We start from the raw sequence: 18,488 nt of genomic DNA on the forward strand, positions 1-18,488 counted from the left end.
AGGACCCCTCACATGTCCGTGATGCGTGATTCCAGGCGCAGGCTGGCCGCCGCGAGCGCCATCGCCGTCGCCGCCCTCGCGCTCGGCTCCCTCTCCGCCGTCCCGGCCACCGCCGCCGGGACCGCCGCCGAAGGCGTCATCCTGAACGCCGGGGCCGAGGGCACTGTCGCCAACAGCTACATCGTCACCCTCCGCGAGTCCGCCGCGCAGGCGGAGACCGCGAAGGGGCGGGCCGTCGCGACCAAGTTCGGCGCGAAGATCAGGCGCACCTACACCGCGGCCCTCAACGGCTACTCCGTCGAGCTCTCCGAGGGGCAGGCCAGGAAGCTGGCCGCCGACCCGGCCGTCGAGTCCGTCAGCCAGAACCGCGTCTTCCACGTCGACGGCACGCAGCCCTCGCCGCCGTCCTGGGGCCTCGACCGGATCGACCAGAAGGCCCTCCCGCTCAACCAGAGCTACACGTACCCGGACAGCGCGGGCCAGGGCGTCACGGCGTACATCATCGACACCGGCGTACGCATCACCCACGGCGACTTCGGCGGGCGCGCCTCCTACGGCTACGACGCCATCGACAACGACAACACCGCCCAGGACGGGCACGGCCACGGCACGCACGTCGCCGGCACCGTCGCGGGCTCGTCGTACGGCGTCGCCAAGAAGGCGAAGATCGTCGGCGTCCGCGTCCTCGACAACTCCGGCTCCGGCACCACCGAGCAGGTCGTCGCGGGCATCGACTGGGTGACGCAGAACGCCGTCAAGCCGGCCGTGGCCAACATGAGCCTCGGCGGCGGCGTCGACACCGTCCTCGACGACGCCGTGCGCCGGTCCATCGCCTCCGGCGTCACCTACGGGGTCGCCGCCGGCAACGAGACCGACAACGCGGCCAACCACTCGCCCGCCCGGGTCGCGGAGGCCATCACGGTCGGCGCCACCACATCGACCGACGCCAAGGCCAGCTACTCCAACTACGGCGCGGGCCTCGACCTGTTCGCCCCCGGCTCGTCGATCACCTCGTCCTGGAACACAGGCGACTCGGCGACCAACACCATCTCCGGTACGTCGATGGCGACCCCGCACGTGGTCGGCGCCGCCGCGCTCTACCTGGCCGCCAACCCGACGGCCACCCCGGCACAGGTCTCCGCGGCACTGGTCGCCGCCGCGACCCCGAACGTCGTCACCAGCCCCGGCACCGGCTCGCCGAACCGGCTGCTGAACGTGGGCGACGGCGGCACCACCCCGCCCACCGGCCCGAAGTTCGAGAACACCGCGGACTACACGATCAACGACAACGCGACCGTCGAGTCCCCGGTGACCGTCAGCGGCGTCACGGGCAACGCCCCGGCCGCGCTCCAGGTGCCGGTGAACATCGTGCACACCTACATCGGTGACCTCCAGGTCCAGCTGATCGCCCCCGACGGCTCGGCGTACACCCTGAAGGCCTTCGGCACCGGCGGCAGCGCGGACAACATCAACACCACGTACACCGTCAACGCCTCCTCCGAGGTCGCGAACGGCACGTGGAAGCTGCGGGTCACGGACAACGCGACCTACGACACCGGAAAGATCGACTCCTGGGCGCTCCAGTTCTGACCCGCCCGACGCACGGACGAAGGGCGGTCGCCGGTCACCGGCGGCCGCCCCTCAGTTCCCCTCAGTTCCAGGGCCGCTCCACCCAGCCCGCCGTCAGGACCAGCCCCGACGCGCGGTGGACGGCCAGGAAGCCGAACGGGCGCTCGATGTCGACGTCGACGATCCGGACCGTGTACGGCGAGGGCGGCGCACCCGCGCCGAAGCCCATGAAGGCCGTCGCCGACGCCGCCTCGAAGCCCCGCGCCGTGAACTCGGCCGTCGCCGCCTGCCGGCCCTGCCCGATCGCCAGCGGGACGTCGCCCACGCCGGGGAAGTGACCGCGGTCGGCCTCGCGCGCGGTGGTCAGGCCGAACAGGCCGTGGTGGGCGAGGAGGTCGTGCCCGGCGGCGAGGGCGAAGGCCGGGACCGACACCCCGAGGCGCGCGCCGGGCGTCGTGCGGCGCGCGGTGCGGACCTCCAGGCCGGGGCCCAGGGCACCGACCGGGAGCCGGTCGCCGGGGACGGCGGGCGCGCGGCCCTCCAGGACGTCGAGCCCGGCGCGCAGGACGGCACCGGCCGTCGCCGCCGGTTCGCCCAGCAGGAGGTGCACGTCGACCCCCGTGTCGCCGAGGACCCGGAGCACGGTGAGCGGCCCCGCCGCCGTGTCGGCCAGGCCGACCTCGTCGAGCGCGGCCGTGGAGCGGTGCAGCCAGGTCACCGTCCGGCCCGACCAAGGGCCTTTCGTCATCCGGGCCTTGCGGGCCATGAACGGCGCGGCCCAGGTCGTCCGCACCGACTGGGCGGAGGCGAGGACGAGCAGCGTCTCCTCGTCCAGGGTGACCGGCAGCGTCGGGACCAGGCCGCCGGTGCGCTCGGCCGCCCACGCGTCCAGGGCCTCGCGGTCGGCCGCGGCGTCGCCGGTGAACCGGCCGAGCGCCGCGTCCGGCAGGCCCGCCACCCACGCCTCGCGCAGCCGCAGGTCCGCGCGGACCCACAGGCCGACGGCCGAGGCCACCCCGGGGATCGCGCCGAGTCCGGCGGCCAGTTCGCGGGCCGCCCCGGCGGCCTCCTCCGCCGGCAGCCCGAGCGCGTCCGCCAGTTCGTCCCGGGCGGCTCCCGTGGCGCCGTCCGCGAGGGCGGCCAGCAGCGGCCAGACACCCGCCGCCGACAGGACGGTGCCGCCGCCCGCCGGAAGCGCACCGGCCCAGCGCCCCGTCATCCGGTTGACCGCCCGTACCGTTCCGCCCCGCATATCGCCCCCGTCGCCCGGACCACGTACGATGCGCGCGCCCGTTTCGATTGTCTGTTCGTCCGCCCCGATCAGGAGCACCGTACTCGTGGACCCGTCCCAGCCGCCCCAGGATTCTCCGGCCCCGGGCACCCCGACGCCGCCGCCCGCGGAGCCGCCCGCCGCGCCGCCGGCCGGACCCGCGGAGTCCCCGGCCGGGGCGTTCGCGCCGCCCGCCGGACCGCCCGCGCCGCCCGTCGGTCCCGGCGGTCCGGCCGTGCCCGGGCCGTACGGTGGCGCCGGGCCCTACGGTGTCCCCGGGCCGTACCAGGCGCCGGGGCCCTACACGCCGTACGGCCCCTACGGGCCGCAGGGTCCGGGTGCCGCCGGCCCGTACGGGGCGCCCCGGCCCGGCACCAACGGGCTGGCCGTCGCCTCCCTCGTCTCCGGCATCGTCTGCTGCCTGCCGCCGCTCGGGCTGATCCTGGGCCTGGTCGCCCTGCCCCGGATCCGGAGGGAGCGGCAGAAGGGCAAGGGCCTCGCCATCGCGGGCATCGCCCTGTCCACGGTGAGCTGCCTGCTGATCGTCCTCGGCTTCGCGACCGGCGGCTTCGCCTCGTTCTGGAAGGGCGTCCAGGAGGGCATGGACGAGGCGGGCTCCTCCAAGTCCGCCTTCTCGCTGCGCAAGGGCGAGTGCTTCGACGTGCCCGGGAAGCTGGACGAGTACACCGAGAACGTCGACATCGTCGACTGCGCGAAGCCCCACGAGGGCGAGGTCACCGGCAGCTTCAAGATCACCGGCTACGGCAAGTGGCCCGGCGACAAGGCCCTCGACGCCCTCGCCGAGGAGCGCTGCCAGGAGATCAACGACGCGTACACGCTGGACAAGTGGGCCGTCCCGGACGACGTCTGGACCTACTACTACCTGCCGAGCAGCATGTCCTGGCGGGGCGGCGACCGCACGGTGACCTGCACCTACGGCACCGACAAGGCGCCCTTCTCCGGCTCCCTGCGCAAGGACGGCCTCACCCTCAACGCCGACCAGCACGCCTTCCTGCTGGCCGTCAACGCGATCGACACCGCGCTGATGAAGGAGCCCGAGGAGGACGCCGACGCCGACCTCGCGGCCAACACGGCCTGGGCCCGGGAGGTCCACTCCACCGTCACGGCCGAGGCCCAGGGGCTGCGCACCCGCGGCTGGCCGGCCGCCGCCGAGCGTCCGGTGGTCGCGCTGGCGGAGAAGCTGGACGCCGCCGCGAAGAAGTGGCGGAAGCTGGCGGCGGCGCCGGACGACGACACGTTCTGGGCGGAGTACGAGCAGGCGTACGACGCGCTCGACCCGAAGATGGAGTCCGCGGCCCGCCGGGCGCTCGGCCTCGCCGACACCCTCAACCGCGACAGCGAGAAGGTCTGACCTCCGCTCTCCGCTCTCCGCCCTCCGCTCTCCGCCCTCCGCCCGCGCACGGGGGACGGGGCCCGGTCTCTGTCGAGACCGGGCCCCGTCCTTGTTCCGTGCGTCCGTGCGTCCGTGCTTTCGTCAGGCCCTCGCCCCGGCAGGTCTCAACGCCGTCCGCCCAGGACGCCGTTCACCGCGGTGATCAGCTCACCGTCCGGGGTGTCCCCGTCGAGCGACCAGAACATCGCGCCGCCGAGCCCCTTGGCCCGTACGTACGCCGACTTGGTACGCAGGACCTGGGGGTCGTCGTAGGTCCACAGGGTCGTGCCGTCGAACAGCCAGGCGTGCCCGTTGCGGCGGTCCCGGTGCACGGTGGACGCGCCCGATTCGGCCAGCTTCTTCAGCGCCTCGTAGTCCTCGGAGCCGGCGCCCCAGGTGCCGGCCGCCGCGCCGGTCGCGGGCTTGCCCAGGCCGGTGCCGCCGCCGGTGACGCCGGTCCAGCCCTGGCCGTAGAACGGCATGCCGACCACCAGCTTGCGGGCGGGCGCGCCGCGCCGCAGCCAGTCGTTCACGGTCTGGTCGACGCTGAAGTCGCCGCGGGGGGCGAAGAGCGCGGACTGCTGGGCGGTGGTCGACTCCCAGCTGCCGTGGAAGTCGTAGCCCTGGAGGTTGACGAAGTCGAAGTCGCGCATGATCTTCCGGACCTCGAAGCCCGCGTCGATCTTGGCGGGGGCGGTCGGCACGAACGCCGACAGCTCGTAGTGCTTCCGCTTCCGCTCGGCCTTCGCGTACGCGTCGAGCTGGGTGCGGAACTCGTGGACCAGGGCGGTGAAATTCTGCTTGTCCTCGGGCCGGAAGACGGTGTCGGTGTCGCCCGCCGAGCCCGGCCACTCCCAGTCGATGTCGATGCCGTCGAAGAGGCCCGCGGCGGCTCCCGCGCCGCCACGGGCTCCGTCGACGGGCAGGTTGCCCTTGATGTAGAGGTCGACGCAGGAGGCGACGAGGGCCTTGCGGGAGGCAGGGGTGCGGGCCGCGTCCGAGAAGTGGGTGGACCAGCTCCAGCCGCCCAGCGAGATCATGACCTTGAGGCCGGGGTGCGCGGCCTTGAGCTCGCGCAGCTGGTTGAAGTTGCCGGCCAGCGGCTGGTCGGGGGTGTCGGCGACCCCGTCGACCGAGCCGGCCGCGTCGATCGGGCGCACGTAGTCGGCCCACGGGTCGGCCTCGCCGGGTACGTTCCCGGTGAAGCACTTCCCTTCGGCGCTCACGTTGCCGAAGGCGTAGTTGATGTGGCTCAGCTTGGCGGCGGTGCCGCTGGTCTCCAGGTCCTTGACCTGGAAGTTCCGCCCGTAGACGCCCCATTGGGTGAAGTAGCCGACGCGCTTGTACGCGGGCTTGGCGGACTTCTCGTGCTGGTGAGGGGTCTGGACCGCGCCCGCCGCGGGGGCGAGGGCGGCGAGCAGGCCGAGGGAGACGGCGGCGACGGACATCCGGGAAAGGCTTCTGCGACGCATGAGGCGGAACGTATTGGTCTGGACCATCAACGTCAAGGATTCCGACGGGAGTTCGGTGGCTATACCTGCGGTAAGCCCCCACGTAAAGGCAAGTCATCACTTCGGGTGAAACTTTGGCCCATGCTTGCGGTCGCGCACCCTCGGTTGTCAGTCTGTAGCTGTCAGTCAACCTGAGGGGAGTGTCCAGTGACGTTCGGTGAGCAGCCCGCCTATCTGCGTGTGGCGAGCGATCTCCGGGAGAAGATCGCCAACGGCTCGCTTCCCCCGCACACCCGGCTCCCCTCCCAGGCGCGCATCCGCGAGGAGTACGGGGTGTCGGACACCGTCGCACTGGAGGCGCGCAAGGTCCTGATGGCCGAGGGCCTGGTCGAGGGGCGCTCGGGCTCGGGGACCTATGTGCGCGAGCGGCCCGTGCCGCGCCCCATCGCCCGCTCCGGCTACCGCCCCGCCGCGGGTGCCACCCCCTTCCGCCAGGAGCAGGCGGCCGAAGGGGCGCGCGGCACCTGGGAGTCGAACAGCGAGCAGGAGCCGGCGAGCGCCGAGACCGCCGCCCGGCTCGGCATCGAGCCGGGGGAGCGGGTGATGCGCACGCGGTACGTCTACCGGGACGCGGGCGAGCCGATGATGCTCTCCACCTCCTGGGAGCCGCTCGCCGTCACCGGCCGGACGCCGGTCATGCTGCCCGAGGAGGGGCCGCTGGGCGGCTGCGGGGTGGTCGAGCGGATGGCCGCGATCGACGTGGTGGTGGACAACGTGGTGGAGGAGGTCGGCGCCCGGCCCGGCCTCGCCGAGGAGCTGCTGACCCTCGGTGGCGTCCCCGGCCACGTGGTGATGGTGGTCGAGCGGACCTACTACGCCTCGGGGCGGGCGGTCGAGACCGCGGACGTCGTCGTGCCCGCCGACCGCTACCGGATCGCCTACCACCTGCCCGTGCGGTGAGCGGGTGAGCGGCGCGAGCGGGCGGGGCGCCTGACCGGGCCGGCCGGGCGGCGGCGGGCCGGGGGCGCGGCGCGGCCGTGACCGCTGGGCGGGGCCGGGTGTCCGGCGCCGTTCACGCCGAGTTGACGGGGCGCCGGGTGCCGTAACACCGGGGCAACCACGCCTGGCGACGGATCGTCACGCCCCGCTCCTACCTTCCTCGTCCGTACCCGCAATCCGGTCGGACGACAGGAAACAGGAACCCTCATGACGGACACGGTCACCCCGCCGGGAACCTCGGCGCCCGCCCCGCCGCCCCGCCGCCGCTACGCCGCACTGGCCGCCGACGAGAGCCGCGAGGACTACTCGCTGCGCTACGCGCCGCACTCCTTCCGGCGCTGGTCGCCCGCGACGGTCGCCGGCACCGCGCTCGGCGGCATCGCCTACCTCGCCGACTTCGCCATCGGCGCCTCGATCGTCTTCACCTACGGCTTCACCAGCGGAACCGCCTCGATCCTCACCGCCGCCGTCGTCATCTTCCTCACCGGCATCCCGATCGCCCGCGCCTGCGCCCGCTACGGCCTGGACATGGACCTCGTCACCCGGGGCGCCGGCTTCGGCTACTTCGGCTCCACCCTCACCTCGCTCATCTACGCCTCCTTCACCTTCATCTTCTTCGCGCTCGAAGGCTCGATCATGGCCCAGGCCATGCACCAGGCCTTCGGACTGCCCGTCGAGATCGGCTATCTCGTCACCACGCTGATCGTGATCCCGATCGTCTTCCGCGGCATGGGCGCCCTCGCCAAGGTGCAGGCCTGGACCCAGCCCCTGTGGCTCGTCGGCCTGGTGCTGCCCTTCCTGGTGCTCGCCTTCGAGGCGCCCGACGCCTGGGGCTCCTTCGCCTCCTTCGGCGGCACCGAGGGGGCCGGCTCCGGCTTCTCGTGGATCGGCTTCGGCCTCGGCACCGGCGTCGCCCTGTCCCTCATCGCGCAGATCGGCGAACAGGCCGACTACCTGCGCTTCATGCCCGCCAGGACCGAGGAGAACAAGCGCCGCTGGAACCTCGCCGTGCTCGCCGCCGGCCCCGGCTGGGTGGTCATCGGCGCGGCCAAGCAGCTCGGCGGCGCCTTCCTCGCCTTCGTCGCCCTGGAGGCGGTCGGCAAGACCCACGCCCTGGAGCCGATCGCCCCGCAGATCGAGGCGCTCAGGCCCTGGCTCGGCTCCTTCGCGCTGCCCGCCGCGGCCCTCTTCGTGATCGTCTCCCAGATCAAGATCAACGTCACCAACGCGTACAGCGGCTCGCTGTCCTGGTCGAACTTCTTCTCCCGGCTCACCCACCGCCACCCCGGCCGGGTCTGGTACATCTTCCTCAACCTCGCCATCGCGCTGACGCTGATGGAGATGAACATGTTCGCGGCCCTCGGCAAGCTGCTGGGCTTCTACTCCAACGTCGGCATCGCCTGGATCGCGGCCGTCGCCGCGGACCTCGTCATCAACAAGCGGGCCGGCTGGAGCCCGCCGTACATCGAGTTCAAACGCGCCTATCTGTACGCCGTGAACCCGGCCGGCTTCGGCGCCATGGGCATCGCCTCCGTCGTCTCGATCCTCGCCTTCTTCGGCCTCTTCGGGACCTACGCCGAGGCCTTCTCCACCTTCATCGCCGCCGGTCTCGCCCTGACGCTCTGCCCGCTCATCGCCTGGGCGACCAAGGGCAGGTACTACCTGGCCCGGCCCAACCCCGTGTGGGGGTACGCCCAGGCCGAAGGCTCCGGGGGAGGTCCGGGCGTGGCCGTCCCCGACGTGACCGCCACCCACACCTGCGCGGTCTGCGCCACCGCGTACGAGCTGCCCGACATCGCCGACTGCCCCGCCCACTCCGGACCGGTCTGCTCGCTCTGCTGCTCCCTCGACGCCACCTGCGGGGACCTCTGCCGCAAGGACCCGGCCGCCGCCGGTACCGTCCTGATGCCGGTGCCGACCGTCCCCCCGGCCCCGCCCGTGGCCTGAGCCCGGCCGCCCTCCGCCGGTTACTGGCCAGATGCGTATCTCTTCGTGAAAACACGTATCCGCTGTGTAAAGGTCAGGCGTAAGCTCCGGCATATGCGGATTGCGATTTCCTGGAGATCGTCAGACATGCCCGGACCGGCGGAGGGAGAAGCCCGATGAGCGAGAGCGGCCCCGTCCTTCCCTGGCTGGTCATACGGCAGGACGACAACGGCAACCGCTACCGCGTCGGTCAGTACGCGACGGAGGACGAGGCCCGGCGGATCGCCGACAGTCTCGACGCCCGCGGCCACAAGCAGCTCTACTGGGTCGAGCGGATCGGCTCGCCCGCCCTCTGAGCCGGCCGGGCCACCGCGTCCGGGCGGCCCGGCCGGCCGCCCGCGTTACGCTCCGCCCCATGACCGATCACCCCGCCCGTCCCACCGCCTCCGACCCCGCTCCCGTCGTGGTGGTGGCCGGGGCGCTCTACGACCAGGGGCGCCTGCTCGCCGCCCGCCGCAGCGCCCCCGCCGAACTCGCCGGCCGCTGGGAGCTGCCCGGCGGCAAGCTGGAGCCGGGCGAGAGCCCCGAGGAGGCCCTGGTCAGGGAGCTCCGCGAGGAGCTGGGCATCGAGACCGAGCCGGGCGAGCGCCTCCCCGGCGAATGGCCGCTGAAGCCCGGATACGTGCTCCGGGTGTGGACCGCCCGACTGCTCTCCGGCGAGCCGCGCCCGCTGGAGGACCACGACGAGCTGCGCTGGCTGGCCCGCCACGAGCTGGACTCCGTCGACTGGCTCGACCAGGACCGGCCCGCCGTCGCCGAGGCGGCCCGGCTGCTGCCCGCGGTCCCGGCCGACGGCGCGCGCCCCTGAGCCCTACGCCGTTCGTGCCACCGTGCGCCCAGGCGGCCGCCCGGCGCGATATCCCACTCCGAATATCGGGTATGTGCTGATTAACCCCCCGAAATAGGACGTGGGCCTCGTGATCGACACCGAAGGCGACTGTGCCGAGTGGCACTTTCCGGCGGAGGCCAACGCCGTGCGCACGGCCCGCCACGCGGTGCGGGACACCCTGAGGGCCTGGCAGCTCGACTCGGTGATCGGCGATGTGACGATCCTGCTGGTCAGCGAGCTGGTGACCAACTCCCTGCGGTACGCCTCCGGGCCCATCGGCGTCCGTCTGGTCCGCCTCCGGGCCGACGGCGACGGACCCGGACACGGCCCGGCGCTCCTGGTGGAGGTCTCCGATCCCCTTCCGGATGGACCCACCGAGCGCCCCGCCGGACCCGAGGACGAAGGGGGGCGCGGACTGCAGCTGGTGGCTTGTTCCGCACGCCGCTGGGGTACCCGCGCGGGCAGGACGGGGAAAACCGTGTGGTTCGAGCTGGCCCTGCCTGGTGAGTAAACAGAGTGGGACGACGATCAGCGGGCCTCGGCCGGAAACGAACGAGACCACCCTGTGATCGTGAACGTCGTGCCGACGGGGGCCATGGTGCTGAATACTGCGCTCATGGCCGGTCCGGTGCGGTGAGCTGGAGGGGACGGTCGCGTGAGCGAGATACCTGAGACGGCGAGCGGGGTCGTGTGGCAGAGCAGCCCGCCCGGATCGATCTATGACTACATCCGGGTCGCCTCCTTCTCGATAGGCCCCGACGGGCTCGTCGAGCAGTGGAGCAGACGGGCCGTCGAGCTGTTCGGCGTGACCGCCGAGGACGCCATGGGCAAGGACCCGGTCGAGGCGTTCATGCCCGCCGACCTGCGCGAGCGCGGCCATCGCCGGGTCAAGGAGATCCTCGACGGCCGGGAGTGGACGGGCCTGGTCCCGTTCCGCATCCCGGGGGAGGACCGCCCGCGCGGCATCGCCGAGATGTACGTCATGCCCAGCGAGACCGCCTCGGGGCGCCGGGCCGCCCTCTGCATCGTGGTGGACGTCCGCGCCCTGCGCCGGATCGAGACCGACCTGGCCGCCTCGCAGGCCATTTTCGGCCAATCCCCCTTCGGTTTCCTCCTCTTCGGTACCGACCTCACCGTCAAGCGGGCCAACCGGCGCTTCGCCACCGTCTTCGGCGGCTCCGCCGACGACCACCGCGGCCGCACCGTCCACGACTACCTGCCCCGCGGCGAGGCCGACCGGATGACCGCCGCGCTGCGCAAGGTCCTGGAGACCGGCGAGTCCGTCGCCGACCTCCAGATCGTCGGCGCCGCCCCCGGCTCCACCGACCGGCGCCAGTGGTCGATCAACCTCTACCGCGTGCACGGCGGTACCGGCCGCCCCGTCGGCGTCGCCGGCCTCGGCATCGACGTCACCCGCCGCCACAACGCGGCCCGCGAGGCCGCCAGCGCCCGCCGCAACCTCGCCCTCCTCAACGAGGCCGGCGCCCGCATCGGCACCTCCCTCGACCTGGAGGCCACCGCCCGCGAGCTGCTCGCCGTCGCCGTCCCCGGCTTCTGCGACCTCGCCGCCGTCGACCTCTACCAGGGCCTGCTCACCGGCGACGAGGCCCCGCCCGGACGCATGGGCGGCTCCCACGACGTCGGCTACGGCGCCGGCAGCGCCGAACTGCGCAGGGTCGCCGTCGCCAGCGCCGTCTCCGACAGCCGCGTCCAGGTCGGCAGGCCGCGGGCCGCCGGCGACGACGACGAGGCGGCCCGGGCCGCCGGGGCCGCCGGGGCCGACAGGGAGGTCTGTTGCGACGACGGCCCCATCGAGCTCGGCTCCGTCCACCGCTACCCGTTCAACTCGCCCTGCGCCGGCGCCCTGCGCACCGGCCGTGTCCACACCGTCCCCGGCGCCGACGGCAGCCTCGTCCAGTCCACCCTCGTCGTCCCGATGGTCGCCCACGACACCGTCGTCGGACTCGTGCAGTTCTCCCGCGCCAAGGGCAGCGAACCCTTCGGCGAACGGGACCGGGCCCTCGCCGTCGAACTCGCCGCCCGCGCCGCCGTCTGCATCGACAACGCCCGCCTCTACCGGCGCGAACACGAGCGGGCCCTCATCCTCCAGCGCAGCCTCCTGCCGCCCGGCGACCCCGAGGCGGCCGGCCTCGACATCGCCTGCCGCTACCTCCCCGGCACCGCCGCCACCGAGGTCGGCGGCGACTGGTTCGACGTGATCCAGCTCCCCGGCCACCGCACCGCCCTCGTCGTCGGCGACGTCATGGGCCGCGGCCTGCGCGCCGCCGTCGCCATGGGCGAACTCCGCACCGCCGTACGCACCCTGGCCCAGCTCGACCTCGAACCCGCCGAGGTGCTGTCCCACCTCGACGAGATCGCCCGCGGCCTCGGCGCCCCCGGCGGCACCCAGCAGTCCGCCCGCACCCACAAGGCACGCGGCCCCGAGCTGTCCGAGGTCTACCTCGCCACCTGCGTGTACGCCGTCTACGACCCGGTCACCCGGCGCTGCACCTTCGCCAACGCCGGCCACCTGCCGCCCGTGCTCGTCGAACCCGGCGAGGAGGCCCTCCTCCTCGACGTACCGCCCGGCATGCCGCTGGGCGTCGGCGGCGAACCCTTCGAGGAGGTCGAGGTCGAACTCCCCGAGGGCGCGCTGCTCGCCCTCTACACCGACGGCCTCGTCGAATCCCGCGACCATCCGCTCGACGAGGGCCTGAGCGCCTTCCGCAGCGCCCTGAGCAACCCCGGCCGGCCCCTGGAGGACGTCTGCGACCACGTCCTCAGCACCCTCGACACCCGGCACGGCGAGGACGACATCGCGCTGCTGATGGCCCGTATCCAGGGACTGCCCGCCGAGGCCGTCGGCGACTGGCGGCTGCCCAGGGAGCCCCGCTCCGTCGGCCGCGCCCGCGAGCTCGCCCGCGCCCAGCTCACCACCTGGGGGCTCGAAGCCCTGGTGGACACCGTCGAACTGCTCGTCAGCGAGCTCGTCACCAACGCCCTGCGCTACGGCGAGGGGGAGATCCGGCTGCGGCTGCTGCGCGACCGCACCCTGGTCTGCGAGGTGTGGGACGCGGGCCTGGTCCAGCCGCGCCGCCGCCGCGCCAAGGACACCGACGAGGGCGGTCGCGGGCTGCAACTGGTCGGACTGCTCAGCGCCGCCTGGGGCTCGCGCCGCACCCCGCGCGGCAAGACGGTCTGGTTCGAGCTGCCGCTGCCCGACGGCGACGGCCTCGCCGAGCCCACGGTGGACCAGCTGCTCAGCATGTTCTGAGCAGCCTTCCACCGCACCCGGCGGGAACGGGCCCGGCTCAGCCCTTCAGGGCGGCCAGCCGGGCCTCGATCTCGGCCTGGTCGCCGAGCGCGTCCAGCTGCTCGAACTGCGCGTCCAGGGAGGAGGCCGCCAGCTCCTGCTTGCCCAGGGCCTTCGCCTCCTCCCGGCGCACCTTGTCCTCGAAGCGGTTCAGCTCGCTGGTCGGGTCGAGGACGTCGACGCTCTTCACCGCGTCCATCATCCGGTTCTGCGCCTGCGCGGACTTCGCCCGCGCGACCAGCTCGTCCCGCTTGGCCTGGAGCTCGCCCAGCTTGGCCTTCATCTGGGTGAGACCGCTCTTGAGCTTCGCCACCACCTCGGTCTGCGCCGCGATCGTCGGCTCCGCCGTCCGGGCCTCCTTCTCCGACTGGAGCTGGCGGCCCAGCGCCACCTTCGCCAGGTTGTCGAAGCGGTCCGCCTCGGCCGGCTGCCCGCCGGCCCGCAGCTCGTCCGCCTTGCGGCTGGCGGCCAGCGCCTTCTCGCCCCACTCCTTCGCCGCGGCCACGTCCTCCTGGTGGTCCTGCTCCATCATCCGCAGGTTGCCGATGGTCGCGGCGACCGCCTCCTCCGCCTCCGCGATGTTGCTCGCGTAGTCGCGGATCAACTGGTCCAGCATCTTCTGCGGATCCTCGGCCTGGTCGAGGAGCGCGTTGATGTTGGCCTTCGCCAGCTGGGCGACCCGGCCCAGGATGGTCTGCTTGCTCATGCTCGGTCTCCTTCGGATGGGACGACAGGGACAGCGCGCGAGCGCGCGCTCAGAAACGGCCACCGCCACCGAGCCGGCCGCGCGTGCCCCCGCCGCCGAAGCTGCCGGGGCCGCCGCCGAAGCCGCCGCCCCCGAACCCCCCGCCGTGACCGGACCCGCCCCCGCCCCGGCCGCCGCCGAACAGGCCGCCGAGGATGATGCCGCCGAGCACCGCGCCGCCCAGCCCGCTCCCGCCGGACCCGCCCGCCCCCGTGCCGCCGCCGAACCCGTCGGGATTCCCGTACGTCCGTACGTCCCGCTCGGCCAGCTCCTGCGCCCGCCGGGCCAGCGCGTCCGCCTGCTGCGCCTCCGTCAGCGCCGACTGCGGGTCGTCCTCGGCGAGCTCGCCCGCCCGGTCGAGCCGGCGCCCGGCCTCGGCCAGCCGGGTGCGGGCCTCGGCGCCGACCGCGCCGCGGTGCGTCGTCACGTAGTCGCCGGCCGCCCCGATCGCGGAACGGGCCGTCAGCAGGGCCTGGTCGAGGAGGGCCCGGGCGCGCCGGGTGCCCGACTCGCGCTCCCGGGCGCCCTCCAGCGCCTCGTCGAGGGCGGCGTCCGCCTGCTCGACCCGCCGCAGCGCCTCGATCGGGTCGTACCGCCCGGAGTCCACCGCCGCCCGCACATCCGCGAGTACGGACTCGGCCCGGCCGATCCGGCCCCGCAGGTCCGCCGTCGACACGCGCTCCGCGGTGCCCTGGAGCAGTCCGCGGGCGTCGGCCAGGTCCGCCTCGGTCTCGGCGAGCGCGCCCGGCAGCCCGCCGACCGCCTCCGCGAGCTCCTTGGCCCGCCGGTCGACCGCCTCGATCAGCCGGGCCGCCTGGTCCACGGCGCCCTCCGCGGCCCGGATCTGCACGGCGGCGGCGCCGTTGTCGCCGGCGTCGAGATGCTGCCGGGCCTGGTTGACGGTGGCGGTCGCGAACACCAGCCGGTCCTTGGCCTGCTCGACGTCGCCGGAGACCGGGGCCGCCGCGGACTCCGTGTACCGCTCGCGCATCGCCGCGAGCGCCGCCTGCGCCGTGCCCATCCGGCCGGTCTGCTCGCGGAAGGCCGACTCGACGGCCGCGAGGGCCTGCGGGGCGTTGTGCTCCAGGGCGCGCAGCCGGTCGAAGTCCGCCGACTCGGCGTCGAGCCGGGCGTTGACGTCGGCGCAGCGCCGCAGGATCTCCTCCAGCATGGAGCGGCGGGTCGCGTCGTCCTCCGGGAACGCGTCGTCGAGCTGCTGGCGCAGCCGGAACGCGGCCGTCAGCTCGCCCTCGGCGTACCGGACGGCCGCGGTGAACGGCTCGGCCGCCTCGTCGCCGAACTGGGCCGCCGCGAAACCGAGTTCCTCGTTGCTGGTGCGGACGGCGTCGTCGGTGGCGACCAGCGCCTGCCGGGCCCGACCGTCCAGCTCCTCCAGCGTCGGCCGCGCGGGCGCCTTCGGCGCGCCCCGGCCCGGCCCGTCGCCGGGCGGCGGGGCGGGGCGGGGGCCGCTCCTCCTGCGCCGCCGGGTGTACGCGTACGCCGCCACCGCGCCGGCGCCGCCGACCAGGACGACGGGCAGCACGAGGTCGCTCGCGGAGGGCGATCCGGACGCGGCGGAGCCGGTGCCGGGGTCGGCCGGACCCGGGGTGATCGCGGGGGTGGGGACGGGCTGCCCGGCGAGGACGGCGGAGTAGCCGTTCGCGGCGCCGATCGCCGCGCCCGCCCAGTCGTTCTGCCGCAGCGCGGGCTCGATCGCGGTCCGGGCCACGTCGTCGAGCTGGGCCTGGGTGAAGCGCGAGTCGGGGTCGGCGGAGTAGCCGTACTGCCGGTCGTGGGTGGCGACGGCGAGCAGGACGTCGTCGCGGCCGAGCCCGTTGCGTTCGGCGGTGGCGTCGGCCCAGCCCTGGGCCGGACGGCCGGAGAAGTCCCGTACGTAGACGACGAAGAGCTGCACCCGGCGGGCGTCGTAGAGCGCGTCGAGGGCCCGCACCACCTCGGGACGCCGGTCGCCCAGCGCTCCCACCCGGTCGGTGATCTGCCCCTCACGGGACAGCGTGACCGGGTCGTCGGCGCGGGCACCGGGGACGGCGGGCACGACCAGCCACCACGCCGCCACCAGCACCGCGAGCAGGGCTCGGGTGGCTGTTCGCGTCACAGAACGGAGGCTATGTCCGCCCCGGGACCTCCGCGACCGGGCCGCCCGGGGCGAAACCGCGTGCGACCGTCCGGCGTCACTGTCGGTAGCCGCCGCTACGGTGGCCGAGGCGACAGGACGCGACCGGGGGGCCCAGATGGACGGACGAGGCACACGACGGTGGCGGCGCGGCCGCCGGTGGGCCCTGGCGCTCGCCCTGCTGCTGGTCCTCCCGCCGCTCGCCGGCGGACTCGCGCTGCGCCTGAACTACGGCGGTGAGCTCCGGGACGGCACGCTCAGCCGCGGCAAGGACGCCATCTGGCTCGGCCACGCCTGGGTCGACGGCCGGAAGAAGGACGCCGACCTGGCCGCCTTCGCCGCCCGCATCAAGGGGACCGGCATCCGCGACCTGTACGTCCACGCCGGCCCCCTGGAACACGACGGCACCCTGCCCGCCGCCCGCCACCCGAGAGCGACCTGGCTCGTCGGCGCCGTGCACCGCACCCTGCCCGGCATCCGCGTGCACGCCTGGCTGGGCGACGTCCTGGCCACCGAGGGCCCCGACGGGCTGCGCCTGGAGCGGCCCGCCTCCCGCGCCGCCGTGGTGACCTCCGCCCGGCAGGTGCTGGACGCGGGCTTCGACGGCGTCCACTTCGACCTGGAGCCCCTGCACTCCGACGACGCCTCCTACCTCTCCCTCCTCGACGACCTCGGCGCCCTGACCCGCTCCCGGAAGGCGTGGCTCTCGGTCGCCGCGCACCAGATCGACCCGCTGCCGGCCGCGCACACCGTCCTCGGCGGGCTCAGCGGCAGCGAGAAGTGGTGGTCGCAGGCGTTCTTCGGCCAGGTCGCCCGCCGTGTCGACCAGATCGCCCTCATGTCGTACGACACCTGGATGCCCCTGGAGGGCCTCTACGGCGGGTATGTCGCCCAGCAGACCAGCCTCGCCCTGGAGGTCACCCCCGAGAGCACGGACCTCCTGATGGGCCTGCCGTTCTTCCACGAGGACGACCTCGGCCACCACGAGTCCGCCGAGACCGTCGAGGCCGCCGTGCGCGGCGCCCGCCTCGGCCTCGGCCGCACCGACCCGGACCGCGCCCGCTTCGGCCTCGCCCTGTACGTCGACTTCGCGGCCCGGGACGAGGACTGGGCGGCCTACCGCGAGGGCTGGCACTGACCGCGCGGGCCCAGGGGCCGGCCCGGGACCGGGGGTGCCGCCCCGCGCGGCCCCGGGTGCCGGCTCAGTAGGAGCAGCCGCTGGTGGGGAGGGTGTTCGGCGCGGGTGGGGTCGTGCCGTCGTACAGGGCGAGGAGCAGCGGCTGGGGGCAGTGCTTCACGCCGCCGATCCGGATCTCGACGTGCAGGTGCGGGCCGGTCGACTGGCCGGTGTTGCCGGACTCGCCGAGGTACTGCCCGGGGCTGACCGTGCTGCCCGCGGCGACCCCGCGCGAGTCGAGGTGCCCGTAGATGTACGTGGTGCCGTCGGATCCGGTCAGGGTGATGCCGTTGCCGAATCCGCCGTCGATGTAGCCGACCGTGCCGCGCGTGATCGCGTAGACGGGGGTGCCGACGGGGACCTGGATGTCGATGGCCGCGTAGTCGTGGTGCGGGTCGTCCAGTTCGGTGCGGGGGACGGCGCCCGCGGGCAGCACGTAGGCGAAGTCGCGGCCGGCGCAGGTGGCGGTCTCCGGCTCCGCGGACAGCACGGTCTGGGTCCAGCCGGAGAGGTCGACCGGGTCGTCGTTGTGGTAGACGATGTCCGCGCCCGAGCCGTCGGTGGGGTTCACGTCCTGGTACCAGTACATGCCGCCGGCCGCGGTCACGCCGTAGTAGAGGCCGCCGCCGGGGGAGACCAGCCGGTCGAAGCCGGACCAGTTGGCGGCGGCGAGGAGCCGGCTCGACCAGCCGCCGGCGCCGTCGATCCGGTACTCCAGGAGCCGCCCGTCGGAGGTGTTCGCGAGCAGCCGGTCGTCGCCGGTGGCGGTGAGGGTCTTCAGGACGAAGCCGGTGCCGATCTCGACGCGCTGGCCGATGTGCTGGGAGCCGGCCGGCTTGGGCTGGGACACCAGGTACTGGAGGAGCACGCCCCCGGCGGTCCCGTACAGGTGCCCGTGCCCGTCGTACGTCAGCTTGTCGTGGGTCCAGCCGGTGCCGATGGCGACCGGGGCGTTGAGCAGGGCGAGCGAGAGGTTGTTGGTCCTGATGTCGATCCGGTAGAGCGTGCCGGCGCTGTCGGTGGCGAGGACGGTGTTGAAGTTGAGCGTCGCCAGGGCCTTGGGGACGAAGCCGAGGTCGGGGCCGACCAGGGTCTTGACCCGGTCGCCGTTCGACGGGTCGATCTGCGAGTAGGTCAGACGGCCGTCGGCCAGGGCTCCGTAGACCGACACCGAGCCCGAGCAGTCCGCCGTGGCACCGGCTCCGGTGACGGCGTTCGCCGTGCGGGCGGCGGCGGGGGTGGCCGCCTGCGCCGTGCCGGTGGTGACGGCCGCGAGGCCGAGGGCGAGGGCGGTGGCGAGGAGCGAGCGGACGGCGCCGCGGCGCCTGCGGGTCTGCAACGTGGGACCTCCGTGGTGTGTGGTCCGACGTCGCTCGCCACGGGGTGTCCGGCGACCGCCGCCGGAATCCGCCGGGGCGCCGGCAGGCACGAGGTGTGCGTCCTGCCGACGCGTCCGAGCGTCCCCACGGCGCGGGCCGGAGCACCCCTTCGTGACCCTCTCGTTACGTGAGCATGCCAAATTGGCCGACGGGTGGCCCGTCGAGCGGCGGGTCGGGCCCCCTTGACCGCCCCCGGGGTCACCGCCCCCGGGGTCACCGCCTCCGGGTCACCACCTCAGAGGT

At 74.0% G+C, this 18,488-nt stretch carries 14 protein-coding genes; 9 read left to right on the forward strand and 5 right to left on the reverse strand.

Translation table 11 applies throughout. From position 1 onward, the window contains the following. Window positions 1-12 precede the first annotated feature (12 nt). Window positions 13-1,590, forward strand: a complete 1,578-nt coding sequence (locus tag AB0Q96_RS27155; protein WP_365329880.1) for a S8 family serine peptidase — start codon at window positions 13-15, stop codon at window positions 1,588-1,590. A gap of 61 nt (window positions 1,591-1,651) precedes the next feature. On the opposite strand, the gene AB0Q96_RS27160 is transcribed toward AB0Q96_RS27155, so the two are convergent. Beyond that, window positions 1,652-2,821 carry a serpin family protein gene (locus tag AB0Q96_RS27160; RefSeq protein ID WP_365329881.1) on the reverse strand — a complete coding sequence of 390 codons (1,170 nt, stop codon included), beginning with the start codon at window positions 2,819-2,821 and terminating at the stop codon, window positions 1,652-1,654. Window positions 2,822-2,906: 85 nt separating this feature from the next. On the opposite strand from AB0Q96_RS27160, the gene AB0Q96_RS27165 reads away from it, so the two are divergent. Then, window positions 2,907-4,211: a DUF4190 domain-containing protein gene (locus AB0Q96_RS27165; RefSeq protein WP_365329882.1), complete on the forward strand. Its 1,305-nt coding sequence runs from the start codon at window positions 2,907-2,909 to the stop codon at window positions 4,209-4,211. Window positions 4,212-4,357: 146 nt separating this feature from the next. Here AB0Q96_RS27165 and AB0Q96_RS27170 read toward each other — a convergent pair whose 3' ends face one another. After that, window positions 4,358-5,704 carry a glycoside hydrolase family 18 protein gene (locus AB0Q96_RS27170; protein ID WP_365329884.1) on the reverse strand — a complete coding sequence of 449 codons (1,347 nt, stop codon included), beginning with the start codon at window positions 5,702-5,704 and terminating at the stop codon, window positions 4,358-4,360. Between the two features lie 186 nt (window positions 5,705-5,890). Between AB0Q96_RS27170 and AB0Q96_RS27175 the strand changes: the two genes are divergently transcribed. From AB0Q96_RS27175 to AB0Q96_RS27200, 6 genes are all read left to right on the forward strand, one after another. Beyond that, complete coding sequence (locus AB0Q96_RS27175; RefSeq protein WP_329423684.1) at window positions 5,891-6,643, forward strand: GntR family transcriptional regulator; 753 nt, start codon at window positions 5,891-5,893, stop codon at window positions 6,641-6,643. A 246-nt stretch (window positions 6,644-6,889) separates the two neighbouring features. Continuing rightward, entirely contained in the window at window positions 6,890-8,629 is a 1,740-nt protein-coding gene (locus AB0Q96_RS27180) for a hypothetical protein (protein WP_365329886.1), read from the forward strand. Window positions 8,630-8,784: 155 nt separating this feature from the next. Then, window positions 8,785-8,964 (forward strand): SPOR domain-containing protein, encoded by a 180-nt coding sequence (locus AB0Q96_RS27185; protein ID WP_365329888.1) that lies wholly within the window; start codon window positions 8,785-8,787, stop codon window positions 8,962-8,964. A gap of 59 nt (window positions 8,965-9,023) precedes the next feature. Beyond that, window positions 9,024-9,476 carry a (deoxy)nucleoside triphosphate pyrophosphohydrolase gene (locus tag AB0Q96_RS27190; protein WP_365329890.1) on the forward strand — a complete coding sequence of 151 codons (453 nt, stop codon included), beginning with the start codon at window positions 9,024-9,026 and terminating at the stop codon, window positions 9,474-9,476. Between the two features lie 109 nt (window positions 9,477-9,585). Continuing rightward, on the forward strand, window positions 9,586-10,008 hold the full coding sequence (locus tag AB0Q96_RS27195; protein WP_365329892.1) for an ATP-binding protein: 423 nt from the start codon (window positions 9,586-9,588) through the stop codon (window positions 10,006-10,008). 144 nt (window positions 10,009-10,152) lie between these two features. Beyond that, window positions 10,153-12,771, forward strand: a complete 2,619-nt coding sequence (locus AB0Q96_RS27200; RefSeq protein WP_365329894.1) for a SpoIIE family protein phosphatase — start codon at window positions 10,153-10,155, stop codon at window positions 12,769-12,771. A gap of 37 nt (window positions 12,772-12,808) precedes the next feature. Here the strand turns inward: AB0Q96_RS27200 and AB0Q96_RS27205 are convergent, their stop codons facing one another. Further along, window positions 12,809-13,516, reverse strand: a complete 708-nt coding sequence (locus tag AB0Q96_RS27205; protein ID WP_365329896.1) for a PspA/IM30 family protein — start codon at window positions 13,514-13,516, stop codon at window positions 12,809-12,811. Window positions 13,517-13,565: 49 nt separating this feature from the next. After that, complete coding sequence (locus AB0Q96_RS27210; RefSeq protein ID WP_365329898.1) at window positions 13,566-15,671, reverse strand: TPM domain-containing protein; 2,106 nt, start codon at window positions 15,669-15,671, stop codon at window positions 13,566-13,568. Between the two features lie 136 nt (window positions 15,672-15,807). On the opposite strand from AB0Q96_RS27210, the gene AB0Q96_RS27215 reads away from it, so the two are divergent. Then, complete coding sequence (locus tag AB0Q96_RS27215) at window positions 15,808-16,827, forward strand: hypothetical protein (protein WP_365329900.1); 1,020 nt, start codon at window positions 15,808-15,810, stop codon at window positions 16,825-16,827. 64 nt (window positions 16,828-16,891) lie between these two features. Here AB0Q96_RS27215 and AB0Q96_RS27220 read toward each other — a convergent pair whose 3' ends face one another. Further along, window positions 16,892-18,205: a peptidoglycan DD-metalloendopeptidase family protein gene (locus AB0Q96_RS27220; RefSeq protein WP_365329902.1), complete on the reverse strand. Its 1,314-nt coding sequence runs from the start codon at window positions 18,203-18,205 to the stop codon at window positions 16,892-16,894. Window positions 18,206-18,488 lie beyond the last annotated feature (283 nt).

The organism is Streptomyces sp. NPDC093111, from assembly GCF_040683955.1.
Classification (GTDB): Bacteria; Actinomycetota; Actinomycetes; order Streptomycetales; family Streptomycetaceae; genus Streptomyces.

Bases quoted from the DNA above. Each gene is read 5' to 3' on its own strand.
- AB0Q96_RS27155 (WP_365329880.1), top strand. From the start codon at position 13: ATGTCCGTGATGCGTGATTCCAGGCGCAGGCTGGCCGCCGCGAGCGCC.
- AB0Q96_RS27160 (WP_365329881.1), bottom strand. From the start codon at position 2,821: ATGCGGGGCGGAACGGTACGGGCGGTCAACCGGATGACGGGGCGCTGG.
- AB0Q96_RS27170 (WP_365329884.1), bottom strand. From the start codon at position 5,704: ATGCGTCGCAGAAGCCTTTCCCGGATGTCCGTCGCCGCCGTCTCCCTC.
- AB0Q96_RS27180 (WP_365329886.1), top strand. From the start codon at position 6,890: ATGACGGACACGGTCACCCCGCCGGGAACCTCGGCGCCCGCCCCGCCG.
- AB0Q96_RS27185 (WP_365329888.1), top strand. From the start codon at position 8,785: ATGAGCGAGAGCGGCCCCGTCCTTCCCTGGCTGGTCATACGGCAGGAC.
- AB0Q96_RS27190 (WP_365329890.1), top strand. From the start codon at position 9,024: ATGACCGATCACCCCGCCCGTCCCACCGCCTCCGACCCCGCTCCCGTC.
- AB0Q96_RS27205 (WP_365329896.1), bottom strand. From the start codon at position 13,516: ATGAGCAAGCAGACCATCCTGGGCCGGGTCGCCCAGCTGGCGAAGGCC.
- AB0Q96_RS27215 (WP_365329900.1), top strand. From the start codon at position 15,808: ATGGACGGACGAGGCACACGACGGTGGCGGCGCGGCCGCCGGTGGGCC.